The organism is Sphingopyxis sp. UBA6723, from assembly GCF_002454115.1.
Classification (GTDB): Bacteria; Pseudomonadota; Alphaproteobacteria; order Sphingomonadales; family Sphingomonadaceae; genus Sphingopyxis.
Genome location: NZ_DKIH01000011.1, coordinates 365853 through 381672 on the forward strand (window position 1 = coordinate 365853; position 15820 = coordinate 381672).

The 15820-nt window shown below is 66.8% G+C and carries 15 protein-coding genes; 12 read left to right on the forward strand and 3 right to left on the reverse strand.

Annotation, left to right across the window (positions count from 1 at the left end; all coding sequences use genetic code 11):
* Positions 1–94: 94 nt before the first annotated feature.
* The 4 genes from B4F07_RS12810 to B4F07_RS12825 all read left to right on the forward strand — a co-directional run bounded on the left by B4F07_RS12810 (position 95) and on the right by B4F07_RS12825 (position 3984).
* Positions 95–463: a hypothetical protein gene (locus B4F07_RS12810; protein WP_293700104.1), complete on the forward strand. Its 369-nt coding sequence runs from the start codon at positions 95–97 to the stop codon at positions 461–463.
* A 110-nt stretch (positions 464–573) separates the two neighbouring features.
* Entirely contained in the window at positions 574–1779 is a 1206-nt protein-coding gene (locus B4F07_RS12815) for a hypothetical protein (protein WP_293700102.1), read from the forward strand.
* A complete protein-coding gene (locus B4F07_RS12820) occupies positions 1769–3229 on the forward strand; it encodes a UbiA family prenyltransferase (RefSeq protein ID WP_293700101.1) in 1461 nt (486 codons plus the stop codon). Before B4F07_RS12815 ends, B4F07_RS12820 begins: the two co-directional genes overlap by 11 nt.
* A 101-nt stretch (positions 3230–3330) precedes the next feature.
* On the forward strand, positions 3331–3984 hold the full coding sequence (locus tag B4F07_RS12825) for a response regulator transcription factor (RefSeq protein WP_293700100.1): 654 nt from the start codon (positions 3331–3333) through the stop codon (positions 3982–3984).
* 172 nt (positions 3985–4156) lie between these two features.
* On the opposite strand, the gene B4F07_RS12830 is transcribed toward B4F07_RS12825, so the two are convergent.
* Positions 4157–5209 carry an ACP S-malonyltransferase gene (locus B4F07_RS12830; protein WP_293700098.1) on the reverse strand — a complete coding sequence of 351 codons (1053 nt, stop codon included), beginning with the start codon at positions 5207–5209 and terminating at the stop codon, positions 4157–4159.
* 145 nt (positions 5210–5354) lie between these two features.
* The gene (locus B4F07_RS12835; protein WP_414711758.1) at positions 5355–7556 is read right to left on the reverse strand and encodes a dehydrogenase E1 component subunit alpha/beta; all 2202 of its coding nucleotides are present in this window, start codon (positions 7554–7556) and stop codon (positions 5355–5357) included.
* Between the two features lie 179 nt (positions 7557–7735).
* Here B4F07_RS12835 and B4F07_RS12840 point away from each other — a divergent pair, with 179 nt between their 5' ends.
* The 8 genes from B4F07_RS12840 to B4F07_RS12875 all read left to right on the forward strand — a co-directional run bounded on the left by B4F07_RS12840 (position 7736) and on the right by B4F07_RS12875 (position 15176).
* A complete protein-coding gene (locus B4F07_RS12840) occupies positions 7736–8440 on the forward strand; it encodes a DUF4129 domain-containing protein (protein WP_293700095.1) in 705 nt (234 codons plus the stop codon).
* On the forward strand, positions 8437–9672 hold the full coding sequence (locus B4F07_RS12845) for a DUF4350 domain-containing protein (protein ID WP_293700093.1): 1236 nt from the start codon (positions 8437–8439) through the stop codon (positions 9670–9672). The genes B4F07_RS12840 and B4F07_RS12845 overlap by 4 nt, the downstream gene beginning before the upstream one ends.
* A gap of 82 nt (positions 9673–9754) precedes the next feature.
* Positions 9755–10624, forward strand: coding sequence for an AAA family ATPase (locus B4F07_RS12850; protein ID WP_414711703.1), 870 nt, complete (start codon positions 9755–9757; stop codon positions 10622–10624).
* Positions 10625–10768: 144 nt separating this feature from the next.
* Positions 10769–12085, forward strand: coding sequence for a DUF58 domain-containing protein (locus B4F07_RS12855; protein WP_293700092.1), 1317 nt, complete (start codon positions 10769–10771; stop codon positions 12083–12085).
* The gene (locus B4F07_RS12860; RefSeq protein WP_293700090.1) at positions 12082–13119 is read left to right on the forward strand and encodes a stage II sporulation protein M; all 1038 of its coding nucleotides are present in this window, start codon (positions 12082–12084) and stop codon (positions 13117–13119) included. The genes B4F07_RS12855 and B4F07_RS12860 overlap by 4 nt, the downstream gene beginning before the upstream one ends.
* Positions 13116–13991 (forward strand): RDD family protein, encoded by an 876-nt coding sequence (locus tag B4F07_RS12865; protein WP_293700088.1) that lies wholly within the window; start codon positions 13116–13118, stop codon positions 13989–13991. Before B4F07_RS12860 ends, B4F07_RS12865 begins: the two co-directional genes overlap by 4 nt.
* Positions 13978–14667, forward strand: coding sequence for a nitroreductase (locus B4F07_RS12870; protein ID WP_293700087.1), 690 nt, complete (start codon positions 13978–13980; stop codon positions 14665–14667). Before B4F07_RS12865 ends, B4F07_RS12870 begins: the two co-directional genes overlap by 14 nt.
* Positions 14668–14669: 2 nt before the next feature.
* Positions 14670–15176, forward strand: a complete 507-nt coding sequence (locus tag B4F07_RS12875) for a hypothetical protein (protein WP_293700086.1) — start codon at positions 14670–14672, stop codon at positions 15174–15176.
* Positions 15177–15305: 129 nt separating this feature from the next.
* Here B4F07_RS12875 and B4F07_RS12880 read toward each other — a convergent pair whose 3' ends face one another.
* A complete protein-coding gene (locus tag B4F07_RS12880; protein WP_293700084.1) occupies positions 15306–15752 on the reverse strand; it encodes a hypothetical protein in 447 nt (148 codons plus the stop codon).
* Positions 15753–15820 lie beyond the last annotated feature (68 nt).

The window sequence follows — 15820 nt, forward strand, 5'->3', positions numbered from 1 at the left end:
GCACAAGGATTTCGCTCGACATTCCTGCCAGAATTAACCTTATCTTGAAGCGCCGCGCCTAGTGGCAGACCGCGGATAGACCGAAAGATCGTCGATGACATTGCGTCTGTTTCTTCTCATTCTGGCCAGCGTCAGCCTGTCGGCGCTGGCGCAGCTGGCGCTCAAGGTCGGGACCACGGCGGCGGCTGGCGGACGATCGACGGGGATCGGCGGCGAGATTGGCGGCTTGGCCCAATCGCCGATGATTTTGCTCGGCCTCGGCCTTTATGGCGTCGGGGCGCTACTTTGGCTGTTCGTGCTTGGCCGTGCGCCGCTGTCGCTGGCGTATCCCTTCGTCGGCATCGGTTTCATATTGACGATGCTCGCCGGTGCCTACTGGCTCGACGAAAGCCTGAGCGCCGCGCGCATTGCCGGAACCCTGATGATCGCCGCCGGCTGTGTGCTGGTTGCGCGCTCCGCGTAATCCGTGCCGCGGCGCTCCGAAATCAACCGATGACCGCGCGCGCACCCATTCTTGAACGCTTGCCATCGACGCTTTCGCCGCGAACTTGCACGGCCCTGCTCGTTGCCATCATGGTTCTGGCCATCGCGCTCCGACTGGCCGGCGCATGGGCATTGCAACATCCGCTCGAAAGCGACGCGCTCGCCTATTTCACCATGGCCGAGGGATTGGCGGAACGCGGCGAGCTTGCGGACCATTACGGGCAGCACGCTTTCTACAGCGCGGGGTATCCGCTGCTGCTGACGCCATTCTTCATGATCCTGGGAAGTTCGGTGGGTACGGCCATCGCGGTCAACCTGCTCCTGTGCATCGCGAGCATCTGGCTCATCTACCGGCTCGGCCTGGCGCTGTCCGCCCACCGCGACGCGGGGCTGCTTGCCGCCGCCCCCTATGCGCTTTGGTTGCCCGGGCTGTGGAATGCGACGATGCTGGCGAAGGAAAATCTGACCACGCCCTTGCTGCTCGGGATTGCCCTCAGCGCAATTGCGATAGCGCGCGACCAGCGCCCGATCGCGGCTGCGACGGTCGCGGGTCTATTATGGGGCGCGGCATTGGTCACGGGCGGATCGGCGCTGCTGCTCTGCCTGGGCGTGGCGGCCGCGCTGCTGATCCTCTGGCGCGCGCGCGGCAGTTTTAGACCGGCCTTTGCTGCGGGGCTCTGCTTCATCGCCGGGGCGGCGGTGCTGCTGGCCCCCTGGCTGTATGCGACCAACCAGATGGTCGGGCGCCCGGTGCTGACCACCAACGCCGCCTTCAACCTGTATCTCGGCAATAACCCCGCCGCGACGGGCAAGTTCGTCAGCATCGCCGACACGCCGCTGGGTCAGGACTGGAACACGACGCGCGTAAGGCTAGGCGAGGTTGACAACGCAGATCGCCTGCAAGCCGCGGCGATTGACTGGATCAGGGCAAACCCCGGTCAGGCGGCCAAGCTGGCGGCGCTCAAACTGGCCTATTTCTGGGCGCCCAATCTTCCCGACGCCGAGGATATGGCTGCTTCAAAGGCGCTCGCTGCGATCCGGCTGGTCGAGGTCGTGCAATATGGCTTGATCCTGTTGCTCGCGCTGCTCGCCTTCGGTGCGCGGCGGGCCGCGCGGGACGGCAAATGGATCTTTGCGGCGATGATTGCGGGGTTCTGGCTGGTCCACGCCGCCGCCTATATCATCGTCCGTTACCGCGATCCGGCGATCCCGCTGTTGATTGTTTTGGCCGCTGTACCGGTCGCGGCGTGGATCGAACGACTCGCGGCGCGAAAGGGCTTGCCCGATGCTGCCTGATCCGCCTGTCATAGCCGACAAGCCCGTACCGCTGTTCGTCGACGTCGATGGGACGCTGACCCGCGCCGATCTTTCGCTCGAAAGCTTTGTGCGGATTGCGCGATCGGGCGTCGCCGCGTTGATCGCGGTCCTGACCTGGCTGGTCGCCGGACGCGCCGTCGCCAAAACGATGGCGGCGCGGCGCGATCGCATCGACGCAGCGCGACTGCCGTACCGGCTGGAAGTGCTCCACCTGATGGAACAGGCAAAGGCCGATCGCCGTCCGGTCATCCTGGCGAGCGCCAGCCACTGGCGCCATATCCGCCGCATTGCCGATCATCTGAAGCTCCCGGATCCGGTCATCGCGACGCGCGGTCGTTCCAACCTCAAAGGTCAGGCGAAACTTGCCGCCATCCGCGCGCGCATCGGCCCCGATGCGCCGTTCGACTATGTCGGCGACAGCCGCGCCGACACCTGCCTGTGGAACGAAGCGCGCCATGGCTGGTCGGTCGGCCATATCCCGGCGCGATCGTCGGTCCAGCCGCTCGGCGACGCGCGGCCATCTCCTGCCCGGGCGATCATCAAGGCGATGCGGCCGCACCAATGGGCGAAGAACGCGCTAGTGATCGTTCCCGCTTTTACGTCGGGCGAATTCACCAAACCCACGGTGCTGCTGACGGCGGTAGCAGCCGCGGTATTCATGTCGCTGATCGCCTCGTCGATCTATCTGCTCAACGACCTGCTCGATCTCGACGCCGACCGCGCGCATCGCACCAAATGTAAACGCCCGCTGGCGCATGGCGACCTGACCATTCCCGCCGCGCTGGGGCTATCGCTGCTGCTGGCAGCGATCGGGCTGGCCGGGGGGTGGTGGCTCGGCGGGCCCGAACTCATGCTCTGGTTTGTGGCCTATATGGCGATCACCACCGCTTATTCGTTCCGGCTGAAGGCCGTGATGGTCGGCGATGCGATTGTCCTTGCCTCGCTTTACACGATCCGCATCTGGATCGGCGCAATCGCGATTGGCGTTCCCTTGAGCTTCTGGTTGCTGCTGTTTTCGGTCTTTCTGTTCCTGAGCCTTGCGTATCTGAAGCGCTATGTCGAAATGCGCGACGCGATCGAGCCGGGGCGGCTGCTGAGCGGACGGGGCTATGTCGGCGGCGATCTGGATGTCGTGATGATGTCGGGCATTTCCGCGGGGATGGTCGCGATCCTGGTGCTCGCGCTTTTTGCGCATGATCCGGCGACCGCCGCCCATTATGCGCTGCCCGAAATGCTGTGGTTGCTGTGCCTGCCGCTCCTCTATTGGCTCAATCGGATCTGGATCATGGCGCGGCGCGGCGAAGTGGAGGGCGACCCGGTTGCCTTTGCGATCAAGGACCGGCGCAGTCTGCTCGTCGGCGCGGTGACGGCCTGTATCTTTGTCGTCGCGCTCTATGGACCGGCGGCGGTTCAGCTGATCACCGGTTGACCGCACAGGTCGCCGCAAGCAGCGGACAATTGCTCCGGAACGGCGCCGCCGCGGATCAGTAGGTTCTGGCCGCACGCGTGCGGTGGGGGCAGCAAGATCGGGTGAGCGATGTTGCGGACCATATCCATCTGATCCTGCCCGACCCGACCGAACGCGCGGCCTGCTTTCGCGCGCTGGCGCCGGGCGGTCGCCGCGTTGTTCGTTGCTTTGCCAGCGCCGACGATTGGCTGGCGGGCGAAGGCGATAGCAGCGGTGCGATCCTGCTCTTTCGCTGGCACCAGCCGGGGCGGATCGGCGGCGCGGCGTTGCTGGACCGGATCGCGGGGCGCGCCGATATTGCGGCCTTTGTTGCTGCCGCGCAGCTGAGCATCGCCGAATCGCGGGAGATCCTGCGCAGCGGCGCCCGCGATCTGCTGCCTGCGCCGCTCGATCCGCAGCATGTGCGCCGCGTCATCGACGCTGCGCTGGACGAGTGGTCCGTGCGGCAAGCGGCAGTGAACCGGCACCGCGAGGCTGAGGCGCGACTGGCAGCACTGACCCCGCGCGAGCGCAGCATCTTGGATGCGATTGCGGCGGGGCTGGGCAACAAGGCGATCGCGCGGCAGCTGGATTTGAGCCCGCGCACGGTCGAGGTGCACCGCGCCAATATCATGCGACGCGCCGGGGCGGGCAATGTCGCCGAGCTGCTGCGGTGGCAGTTCATCGCCGAACAGGCGCGCAGCGCGCCCGTCAATCGGGTCCATTTCGGTGCATGATCGCGCCGCCGCGCGGACAATATCGGCGCGCTCGACCTATAAGGATCATGAACGGCGCACCGCCCTTGAGTTGGTCCCCATGGGCGCTGCCGTTCATCCGCGCGGGGTCAACCCCACCTGATCGCGCGCGACCGACAGGGTCGGCAGGGGAATGTTCCTTCCCCTGCCGGCCCTATTCGCGTCCGGTCACGAGCGCGCGCTGCTCGGCGCGGCCCATCGACAGCAGGATCGGGTCGGATGCCTGCCGTGCGGCGAAATCAGCCTTGCTGGCGATCCCCTGCCAAGTGATGCCGATTAGCGATTGCGCAATCGCGCCGCCCAGCGTGTCGCCGGGGCCGGGCAGAATGATCACGTCGGGGGCATATTCCCTGACCGCGACCCGCACCGACAGCGCGAAGTCATAGGGCTCCAGGATCTGGTGACCGAAGGTGTAATCCCAGACCGCAGCGGGGTCGCTGGCGAAGCGGCGCCAGACATGGCCGCGGCCATCGACCAGCGGGATCGCGGGCGCACCGAACAGCGAAGCGGGCAATTCGGCCTTCGCCTTGTCCGAACTACCGAACATCAGCGGAGTGTGAAACGGCCCGTGGCCCGCGAGACGCAGCGGATCGCGGCCCGGGGTCGGCGGCGCCTCGGCGAGCAGCGCTGCGAGGCCCGCTTCATTGCCCGCAAACACGAGCATCCCGGCGAGGTCGATCGACAGCGCGAGCGCGTGGTCGGGGCGTGCCGCGATAGCATCGACCAGCACCAACAATGCATCGCGCAAGCCCGGAACCGGGCGCCAGTCCTCATCGACGACTTGCAGCAAGATCTGGCCGCCGGGGCCGTGGGTCTGGCTGTTGAGGCCCATCGCGTTGCTGATGCGGAAACCGTCCTCGACCGACACCGCGCCGCCCAAAGCGAGCGCGCTGTACCAACCCATCGAATTGCCCGCGACCGCGGCGATGTCATATTGTTCGCGATCGATGCTCAGGAAGTCGAGGGCGGTCGCGGTGTAGATCAGCGGCGCCGCGACGTCGCCGCGCATATGAGTCGCGACGCTGAAGCGCTCGGCGCCGTCGAGTTCGCTGACCGTCGGCTGGCCGCGGTCGCGGCGCTGGGCGTCGAAATTGGCGATGAGATCCGCGAAGCGCGCCCCGTGCAGCCGCGCGATGCTCCCGAGTTCGCCCTTGCCATAGGTGCCGCGGCCGGGGGCGACGACGAGGGCGGTCTTGCGGGTACTCATGCCCAACGCCCCCTCAGGACAGCGTCGTGCCCCTGCGAAGGCAGGGGCCCATCACCCTCCCTCGCCGCATTTGGCAAAGCGGGCAGGAAACCGATAGCGCCGGTGATGGGCCCCTGCCTTCGCAGGGGCACGGCGGCCTGGAAACTCATGCCAACAGCTCCTTCGCAGCAGCGTAGATCGAATCGCGGCTGGGCAGGGTCAGCGTCGCCGCCCTGCCCAGCGGAATAAAGCTGTCGTCGGCGGCAATCCGCGCCAGCTTCTTGCCCGGCGTGCGCTCCACAAACGTCGCCATCAGCGCCTCGCTCTGCGATCCGGTGATGCGACATTCGTCGACGATCAGGATGTGCTTGGCATCGCCAACCGCGGCCACCAACTTGTCCTCGTCAACCGGGCCGAGCCAGCGCAGGTCGATCACGCGCGCCTTGACGCCGTCGGCGGCGAGCAGTTTCTCGGCCTGGCGCGAAAGATAATATCCGTTGCCATAGGTGACGATCGCAAGCTCGGTGCCGTCGCCGTGAACGCCCACGTCGCCGAAAGCGATCGGCAGACCCTCGCCAGGCGCCTCATAGACACTCGTCCACAGGCCATCGCCCGCTTCGTGAAGATCGCGGGTCATGTAGAGCGCGATCGGTTCGACAAAGACGACGACGCGCTGTTCCTCGCGCGCCAACCGGACGCATTCGCGGAGCATCGCCACCGCGTCGCGCCCGTTCGACGGCACCGCGAGAATGACGCCCGGAATGTCGCGGAAGATCGCGAGGCTGTTGTCGTTGTGGAAATGGCCGCCGAAACCCTTCTGATACCCCAGCCCCGCGATGCGGATCACCATCGGATTGGTATATTGGCCGTTCGAGAAGAAGCTCAAGGTCGCCGCCTCGCCGCGGATCTGGTCCTCGGCATTATGGACATAGGCGAGGAACTGGATTTCGGGCATCGGCACGAAACCATTATGCGCCATGCCGATCGCGAGCCCGAGGATCGCCTGTTCGTCGAGCAAGGTGTTGATCACGCGCGCCGACCCGAAGCGCTGGTGCAGCTTTGCGGTGACATTATAGACCCCGCCCTTCGGCCCGACATCCTCGCCCATCACGGCAATTTCGGGATAGGCTAGCATCAGGTCGGCAAGCGCCCAGCTGAGCAGCCGCGCCATATGCTGCGGCTTGTCCATCGCGCCCGCATCGCTGCCGAACATCGTGGTGCGGTCCTCGTCCGAGGGCGTGTTGGCGCGGGCAAGGTCGCGCTTGGGCGGCACGATGCTCTGCATCACATGCGCGGGCGTGGTGATCTTGGGGCGCAGGATCGCGGCCTCGGCCTGCCGCGCGAGCGTCGCGCCGATGTCTTCATAGACGTCGGCGATCTCGGCGGGGGTCATCCAACCCTGCTCGGCCATCAGCGCCGCGCCCGCGAGCAGCGGGTCGCGCGCTTCGTCGGCCTCGATCAACGATTTGGGCAGATAGGCGCCCTGCACGTCGGACCCGGCGTGACCATAGAGCCGCACCGTCGCCATGTGGAGGAACACCGGCTTGCGATACCGGCGCGCATAATCGGCGGCCTCGCACGCCCCCGCATAGGCCGACACGAGATCGCTGCCGTCGCATTGGATATAATGCAGCCCGGCGCGGTGGCGGAACTGCGCCTCGATCCAGCCGGTCGGGGTGCGCGTCGAAATGCCGATGCCATTGTCCTCGCACAGGAAGATCAGCGGCATCGGCGAGCCCTGGAACGCCGCCCAGCCCGCGGTGTTGAACGCGCCCTGCGCGGTCGAATGGTTCGCCGAGGCATCGCCGAAACTGGTCAACACGACGGCATCGTCGGGCAGCGGCAGCCCGGTCATGCCGAGGCGGCGTGCGATGCCGATCGAGAAGGCGGCGCCGACGGCTTTGGGCAGGTGCGAGGCGATCGTCGAGGTTTGCGGCGGGATATTGAGCGGTTTCGACCCGATCACCTTGTGGCGGCCGCCCGAAATCGGGTCTTCGCTCGACGCGGCGAAGCTCAGCAGCATGTCCCAGGTCGGGGTCTGCCCCGGCACCTGCCGCGCGCGGTGGAGCTGGAAGGCGTTCGAGCGGTAATGGAGGAACGCCATGTCGGTGACGCGCAGCGCCGCTGCGACCGCGGCATTGCCCTCATGCCCCGACGATCCGATCGTGTAGAATCCCTCGCCGCGCGCCTGCAGGTGGCGCGACAGCCGGTCCATCTGGCGGCTGGTCAGCTGCGACAGGAAAATATCGGTGGCGTCGGCGCGCGACAGCCCGATCGCGCCAGGATCGGGGGCATCGGCGCGGTCCGGCAAGCGGCCACCCGCGAGCGCGGCGAGGAATTTTTCATGTACTGCCTGCGCCGCGTCCACCGACATCCTCCCTTTCGGTCCTGCCCTTTCTGGCTACCGGCCGCACAAGCGACCATCGGACCCATGCGGCAGCGCGCTATAACGGGGCAGGTCGGCGCGCAAGCATCTCTTGCCTTGGCGCGCCGCCTCGCGCTACGCGTTGGCGCGATGATGATGCACGGCGGAACAGTCTTTTGGGCATGATGTCGCTGTGGATCGCCCAGGCGTCGACGGCCGCCGAAGCGCCGGGCGCCGGTGGCGGCTGGCTGATCGATCCCGAACTCGTCGATCCCGCCTATAGTCAGACGATCGCAGGCGGCGAAATCCAGACGGTGTTTCCGCCGCCGCCACCGCCGCCGCCACCCACTCCCGAATGGCTGAGATCGCTGTTCGATGGGATTGCCAACTTTTTCCAGTGGAGCGCCGCCGCCGCCAAGCCGTTGCTGTGGATCGGCGTCGCGCTGCTGGCGCTGTTCTTGCTCTATCATTTCGTTCCCGCCTTTGCGCGCTGGGTCGATAATCTGCCGTTTCGGCGGAAGGCGAGCGATGACGAGGAGGCGGACGATGTCGGGCTGGCCGAAGCGGGCGCGGCGCGCGCGTTGCTGAGCGAGGCCGATGCGTTGGCCGCGGAGGGCCGCTTTGCCGAGGCGGTCCACCTGCTGCTCTATCGCAGCGTCGAGGATATCGAGGGCCGCCGCCCCGGGCTGGTCAAGCCCGCGATGACGTCGCGCGACCTGGCCGAGGCGCGCGACCTGCCCGGGGTCGCACGCGACGCGTTCAGCCGCATCGCGCGCGCGGTCGAGATCAGCCTGTTCGGCGGGCGGTCGATCGACGCGAGTGCGTGGCAACAATGCCGCAGCGCCTATGCCGAACTGACGGTGCCGAAGAATTGGGCGCGGGCGTGAGCGGGCCAGCAACCAGCGACGGCGGCTTCAACCCGCGCCTGATCGCGGGGGTCGTGGCGATCGGGGTGATCGCGTTCATCGCGCTCTGGGCGCTGATCGCGCTCGGCCCGCAGCTGAGCAGCGGCAATGACGGCGGCGGCCACGCGCTGTCGAAAGCCGCACCGGGCTATGCCGGGATCGTCGATCTGCTCGAACGCAGCGACGCGGTGGTGGACCTCCGCCGCCGCGAAGAGGCGCCAGCGCTCGAAGATCCCGAACTGCTGATCCTGACCCCCGGCCATACCACCAAGCCCGATGATCTCGCCCGCCTGATCAGTGAACAGCGCGGCGGTCCGGTGCTGATCATTTTGCCGAAATGGCGCACCGGCCGCCACCCGTCGAAAGCGGGCTGGGCGGCAGACGGCTTTGCTTCGGCGCCATCGCGCAAGATGCTGCCGCCTGCCGCCGGACGCATCGAAAAAATCGGCAGCGAGCCCAACGCGCGCGGCGCGCAGGCAAGGGGCTATCTAGGCGGCTATCCGATTGCGCTGACGCTGCCGAACCTGCGCACCCAGGTGCTGACCGCGCCTGATCTGGAGACGCTGATCGCCTTTCCGCACGGCGGCGCGGTGCTGGCAAAGCAGCCCGATGCGCCAATCTACATCCTGTCCGATCCCGATTTCGTCAACAATCTGGCCTTTGCGAGCCGCGACCGCGCCCGCACCGCGGCAATACTGATCGATGCAGTGGCCGAAGATGCCGGGGCGTATAGCGTCGCGTTCGACGTGACGCTGAACGGCTTTGGCAGCCAGCGGTCGTTGCTGCGCTTTGCCTTTGTGCCGCCGTTCATCGGCATCACCTTGTGCCTGATCGCCGCGGGGCTGCTCGCATTATGGCAAGCATGGATGCGCTTTGGCCCGGCGCTGAAACCGGCGCGCGCGATTGCGGTGTCGAAGGCGGCGCTGATCGCCAATAGCGCCGACCTGATCAAACAGGCACGCCGCGAGCTGGACGGCGCAGAGGCCTATGTCCGCAGCCAGCGCAGCGCGATTGCGCGGCGGCTGCATGCGCCCGGCGGGCTCGACGACGCGGCGACCGACCGCTGGATCGACAAGCATCTGCACGGCAGCGGCGAAACATTTTCCGCGCTCGCACGGCGGCTGCCGCTCGCGCGCAATACCCATGAATTTTTGGCAGACGCGCAGGCGCTGCACGACATCAGGAAGGATTTACTGCGTGACAGCCAACAATGACATCGCGAGCGTTCAGGCGCTCGGCGCCGCGATCGAGGCCGAGGTCGCCAAGGTCGTGTTCGGACAGGGGCCGCTGACCCGCATGGTGACGATCGCGCTGCTCGCGGGCGGCCATGTGCTGCTCGAAGGCCCGCCGGGAACCGCCAAGACATTGCTGGCGCAGGCGTTCGCGCGCGCCACCGGGCTCGATTTCGGGCGCATCCAGTTCACCCCCGACCTGATGCCCGGCGACATTTTGGGGTCGAACCTGTTCAATTTCCAGACGTCGAGCTTCACCCTGACCAAGGGGCCGATCTTTACCGAGCTGCTGCTCGCCGACGAAATCAACCGCACCCCGCCCAAGACGCAGGCGGCGCTGCTCGAAGCGATGCAGGAGCGCCGCGTGACGATTAATGGCGAGGCGCATGTGATGAGCCCGCGCTTCACCGTGCTCGCGACGCAGAACCCGATCGAACAGCAGGGCGTCTATCCACTGCCCGAGGCACAGCTCGACCGCTTCCTGTTCAAGCTGGTCGTCGATTATCCCGCCGCTGACGAGGAACGGCGGATCGTTGCCGATCATGGCGGGCGCTTCAAGAGCCCCGCGGTCGGTGATTTCGGGGTGACCGAGGTTGCGAATGCGGCGACCATCGAGGCGGCGATCGACACGATCGCGACGGTGCGGCTGGCCGACGAGATTGTCGACTATATCGTCCGCCTCGTCCGCGCGACGCGCGAGAGCGCCGATTTGGAGTGCGGCGCTTCCCCCCGCGCCGCGACGCTACTGGCGCGCGCCGCCTGCGCCGCCGCGGCGCTCGACGGACGCGACTATGTGATTCCCGACGACATCCAGCAGCTGGCATCAGGGGTGCTGCGCCACCGCGTCATCCTGTCGGCGGCGGCTGAAATTGAGGGGCGCAGCGTCGAACAGGTGGTTGCGGCGCTGCTCGACCGCGAGGAAGTGCCGCGGTGATTTGGATTTGTTATAGATCCTCCCTGTCGCGCAGCGATGGGGAGGGGGACCGTTCGCGAANNGCGACGTTTGCGCCAAAGCCCCTCCGTCAGCCCTTCGGGCTGCCACCTCCCCATGGCTTCGCCACAGGGAGGATCGATTGATATGATCTACCCGACCCGACGCGCGATCTATCTGCTGCTGCTCGGCGCGCCGATGGCGCTCGCGCTCGGGCTGGTGCGGCCCGAGCTGTGGCTGGTGGCGCCCGGGTGGATCGGGGTGATTTTGGCGTGCCTGATCCTCGACACGATTGCGGGCGCCAGTCCGCGCCAGCTCAACCTCGACGCGCGCTTTCCGCATCAGGTCGGGGTGGGCGATCCCTTTGACCTCGCACTCGCCGCGACCGGACCCGCGGTGCCGCCGCGCGCCGAACTCGCGCTCGCGCTCGACGAACGCTTTGTCGAGGGCGGACGGCTCGCGGGCGATATGCGCCGGACGAACGCGGGCGAGGCCTTGACCCGCACCCTCTCGCTCACCGCGTCGCGGCGCGGTCAGGCGGCGATCGAGGCGCTGTGGGTGCGCTGGGCGGGACCGCTGGGGCTGGTCTGGAAACAGCGCCGGTTCGCGATCGACGGCGCAATCCGCGTCGTCCCTAGCCTGCGCGCGGTGACCGACGAGGGCAGCCGATTGTTCCAGCGCAACAGCTGGTTCGGGTTGCGTCAACAGCGCCTGCGCGGCGAAGGCACCGAATTCGAGGCGCTCGCCGAATATCAACCAGGGATGGACCGCCGCGCGATCGACTGGAACGCGTCGGCGCGCCACGTCAAACTGCTCGCCAAGGAATATCGCGTCGAGCGCGATAACCGCGTGGTCCTTGCGATCGATAGCGGGCGCACAATGGCCGAGCCCGTCGGCGGGATGCCGCGCGTCGACCGCGCGGTGTCGGCGGCGCTGCTGCTCGCCTATGTCGGGCTGAAACTGAACGACCGGATCAGCCTGTTTTCGTTCGCGGCCAAACCGCACACGCTGACCCCCGCCTATATGCACACACAGGATTTCCCGGCCCTCCAACGCGCCGCGAGCCTGATCGATTATGCGCATGTCGAAAGCAATTTCACCCTCGCGCTGACCACGCTCGGCGCGCAGCTCAACCGCCGGTCGCTGATCATATTGTTCACCGAATTCACCGACGCGACGAGCGCCGACCTGATGATCCGCGCCGCCGGACGGCTGGTGAAGAAGCACCGGCTGCTGTTCGTCGTCATCCGCGACGAAGAGGTCGAGAGCGAGGAGCGCCGACGCCCCGAAACCGGCGCCGATGTCACCCGGTCGAACGTCGCTGCGGCGATGCTGCGCGACCGGCAACTGGTGATCGCGCGGCTCCAGCGGCTCGGCGCCGACGTGATCGAAGTGCCCGCCGATGCGATGGGGGCGAGCGCGGTCGAGGCCTATCTGGGCATCAAGCGGGCGGGCACATTATGATCCCTGCGGCGGTCCCCACCCGCGCGCTCGATGCGCCGAGCTTTTCGACGAGCCGCTTTCGCGCCGAGCGCGAGGCCGACTGGATCGCGTTCGACCTGCTGCTCACCAAGCTGGAAAAGAAAGGCGCCAAGGCGCTGACAAGCGACGAGCTGTTGCAACTGCCCCTGCTCTATCGCGCCACCCTGTCGTCTTTGTCGATCGCTCGCGCGACGAGCCTCGACAAGGCGCTGCTCGACCATCTTGAGGCGCTGTCGATCCGCGGCTATTTCCTCGTCTATGGCGTGCGCGAGACGCGCTGGAGCCGCATCCGCCGCTTTTTCCTCTACGACTGGCCCGCCGCAGTGCGGTCGGTGTGGAAAGAAACGATCATCATATCGCTGATCATCCTGCTGGGCGCGATCACCAGTTACTCGCTCGTCGCCAGCAACCCCGAATGGTATTATAATTTTGTCGGCGAAGACATGGCGGGCGGCCGCGATCCGCGCGCGACCGCCGAATATCTGCAATCGACGCTCGGGCATGGCAAGGCGGCAAGCGAGAGTGAAAGCGGGCTGCACGTCTTTGCGACCTATCTCTTCACCCACAACAGCCGCGTATCGATCCTGTCCTTTGCGCTGGGCTTTGCCTTTGGCGTGCCGACGATGATGCTCGAATTTTATCAGGGCATTGGCCTCGGCGCGATGATGGCGGTGTTTGCGGGCAAGGGGCTGGGTTTCGATTTCGGCGGCTGGCTGTTCATCCACGGCACCACCGAGCTGTTCGCCGCCGCGCTGTCGGGCGCCGCCGGGCTGCGCATCGGCGCCGCGGTCGTCTTTCCCGGCGCGCGCAGCCGGTTACAGGCGGCAGCGGAAGCGGGACGCACCGCGGGCAAGGTGATGGTCGGGGTCATCTTGATGCTGTTCATGGCCGGGCTGCTCGAAGGGTTCGGGCGCCAGCTGATCACCGACACGATGCTGCGCTATGGCATCGGGTCGCTGATGCTGCTGTTCTGGATCGCCTATTATTACATCCCGCGCCGCGAGGATGTCGCATGAGCGCCGCCGCCGCCCAGGCCAATGCGAAGTCGCGCGCGGCGCGGGCAAAGAAGGTTCGCCAGTTCATCACCCCCGAGGGGGTCGATCTGGAGCTGCGGATCGCGAGTTCGGGCTTGCGCTTTGGTGCGCTGTTGATCGATCTGATCCTGATCGTGCTGGCGCTCGTCCTGTTCTCGCTCGTGATGCTGTGGATCGGCTTTGCGTCGCAATCCGACATCACCATGGTCGTCTGGATGCTCGGCGCCTTTCTGCTCCGCACCTTCTGGTTCATCGGCTTCGAGCTGGGCTCGCGCGCCGCGACCCCGGGCAAACGTCTGATGGGCATCCGCGTCGTTGCACGCGACGGCGGCCGCCTGACCGCCGATGCCGTGGTCGCGCGCAATTTGATCCGCGAGCTGGAGCTGTTCCTGCCGCTGATGATGCTGGGCGTGGGCGCGGCGGAGGATGCGGTGTCGGGGTGGACCATGGTAGCGGGGGTGCTCTGGTCGCTGACGCTCAGCCTGTTCCTGCTGTTCAACCGCGACCGGATGCGGATGGGCGACCTGATCGCCGGGACGTGGGTGGTGATGGCGCAGCGGGTGAAACTCGACGCCGACATCGCGACCGACGGCGCGGGCGACACGATGATCTTCAGCGAAGCCGAGCTTGCGGTCTATGGCATTTTCGAGTTGCAGGAGCTCGAACGGGTGCTCCGCGCCAAGGATGCGCGCTCGATGCGCGAGGTCGCCGACACGATCCGTGCCAAAATCGGCCGCCCGGTCGCCGAAGAGGATGACGTCTTCCTGCTCAGCTACTACCGCCAATTGAAAGCCCGGCTCGAACGCAAACTGCTGTTCGGCAAACGGCGAGAGGATAAACATGCCAGTGACTGACCCGCTTTCCGTAACCGCCGCCCTGCACCAGCGGCGATCGATCCGAAAATTCACCGACCAGCCCGTCGATCCCGCGCTGCTCAAGGATATTTTCGCCGCAGCGCAGCGCGCGCCGTCGGGCGGCAACCTCCAGCCCTGGCAGGCGACGGTGCTCACCGATAAACCCTGGCAGGCGGTGAAGGACGCGGTCGCGGCGCGACTCGCGATGGGGCGCGAAGGGTATCAGCCCGAATATGACATTTATCCCAAGGGGCTGACCGATCCGTGGGAAGCGCGCCGCTTCGGCGTCGGCGAGGGGCTTTATGCCGCGCTCGGTATCCCGCGCGAGGACAAAGCGGGGCGACTCGCTCAGTTCGTGGAGAATTACCGGGGCTTCGGCGCACCGGTGATGCTTTTTCTCCACTGCTCGCGCATCATGGGGCCGCCGCAATGGTCGGACATGGGCATGTGGCTGCAATCGGTGATGCTGCTCCTCGTCGAGGCCGGGCTCGCCAGTTGCCCGCAGGAATGCTGGGCGATGTATGGGAAGACGGTGCGCGAGACGCTGGCGCTGGGCGACGACCAGATTTTGTTCACCGGCCTCGCGATCGGCTATGCTGATGAAGGTGCCGCGGTGAACCAGTGGCCGGTCCCGCGCGTAGGACTGGACGAAGTGATCGATTGGCAGGGATTTTGAGTATGAAGCGGCAAGCGATGTGGACACGATACGGGCTGATGGTGCCGGTGATGCTGGCGGTAGCCGGTTGCGCCGCGGTGCCGACCCCCGCGCCGCCGCCGCCGCGCCCCGCGCCGGTTGCCGCCGCGCCAGCCCCTGCCCCGCTACCGACCCCGACCCGCGGCTGGGAGGAACGCGCCGTCGATGCGGGTAGCTGGCGTTATGACGCGGGCAGCCGCGCCGCGACCTTCGTGCCAACCGGCAGCGCCAATCCGCTTCTCACCATGACATGCAGCGGCAGCGCGATCCGCCTGACGTCGGCGCTGGTCGGCGCGGTTAGCCTGCGGACCAGCGCCGGGACGGACCAGATCCGCTTCGATGGCGGCAGCGCGACGCTGCCCAACCGCGACCCGCGGCTCGACCGCATTGCGTTCAGCCGCGGGCGGTTCGCGCTGGAAACGCCGGGTGGTGGCGCGCTGACGCTGCCGGTACAGTCGGAAATCGGGCGGGTGATCGAGGATTGCCGATAGCGTGATCCCCTCCCCTTCAGGGGAGGGGCAGCGAGACTTGCCAGCTTGCTGGCTTAGTCGCAGCGGGGTGGGCCTAAGGCCGCAAACCCCACCCCAACCCCTCCCCTGAAGGGGAGGGGCATAGGCAAGCTAACTCCCCAGCTGCACCGTTCCGCCGCGGATCCAGCCCCAGCGGCACGGACCCTGATATTCGCGCGCGTCGCGCACCGATTTGCCGACCCCGCACATGTCAGGATCGGTGCCGGGGGCCGCGAAGACTACCCCGAACCATGCATCATTCTCAGCCGCTTCGCATAGCGACACATTGGCGCCGCCCGCCAGCTTTGCCTTGACCGCGCGCGTTTCGCCCGGTGCCCAATATACGTCCGTGCCGCCCGCCTTGACCCGGCTGATGCTCGAACAGGCGGGCAGGCTTGGCCCTTCGGTGCCGATCATCACCGCGCGCGTCGCGAGCGGTTCGCCCGCCACGGCGGGAGCGTTTTCGGTGGGCGGTGCGGGCTGGCTGCACGCGGCGAGCGGCAACGCCAGGACGGCAAACAACGACAGTGTTCCATGCGGGGGGATGAGGGTTTTCATGCCCCGAATCTAGCCGTCGCGGCGTGACCATGCAACGCTCGTCGCGATAACGCCAAGACCCGCATTTT

Bases quoted from the DNA above. Each gene is read 5' to 3' on its own strand.
- B4F07_RS12815 (WP_293700102.1), top strand. From the start codon at position 574: ATGGTTCTGGCCATCGCGCTCCGACTGGCCGGCGCATGGGCATTGCAA.
- B4F07_RS12875 (WP_293700086.1), top strand. From the start codon at position 14,670: ATGAAGCGGCAAGCGATGTGGACACGATACGGGCTGATGGTGCCGGTG.
- B4F07_RS12855 (WP_293700092.1), top strand. From the start codon at position 10,769: ATGATCTACCCGACCCGACGCGCGATCTATCTGCTGCTGCTCGGCGCG.
- B4F07_RS12865 (WP_293700088.1), top strand. From the start codon at position 13,116: ATGAGCGCCGCCGCCGCCCAGGCCAATGCGAAGTCGCGCGCGGCGCGG.
- B4F07_RS12860 (WP_293700090.1), top strand. From the start codon at position 12,082: ATGATCCCTGCGGCGGTCCCCACCCGCGCGCTCGATGCGCCGAGCTTT.
- B4F07_RS12870 (WP_293700087.1), top strand. From the start codon at position 13,978: ATGCCAGTGACTGACCCGCTTTCCGTAACCGCCGCCCTGCACCAGCGG.
- B4F07_RS12830 (WP_293700098.1), bottom strand. From the start codon at position 5,209: ATGAGTACCCGCAAGACCGCCCTCGTCGTCGCCCCCGGCCGCGGCACC.
- B4F07_RS12880 (WP_293700084.1), bottom strand. From the start codon at position 15,752: ATGAAAACCCTCATCCCCCCGCATGGAACACTGTCGTTGTTTGCCGTC.
- B4F07_RS12810 (WP_293700104.1), top strand. From the start codon at position 95: ATGACATTGCGTCTGTTTCTTCTCATTCTGGCCAGCGTCAGCCTGTCG.
- B4F07_RS12840 (WP_293700095.1), top strand. From the start codon at position 7,736: ATGATGTCGCTGTGGATCGCCCAGGCGTCGACGGCCGCCGAAGCGCCG.
- B4F07_RS12850 (WP_414711703.1), top strand. From the start codon at position 9,755: ATGGTGACGATCGCGCTGCTCGCGGGCGGCCATGTGCTGCTCGAAGGC.
- B4F07_RS12820 (WP_293700101.1), top strand. From the start codon at position 1,769: ATGCTGCCTGATCCGCCTGTCATAGCCGACAAGCCCGTACCGCTGTTC.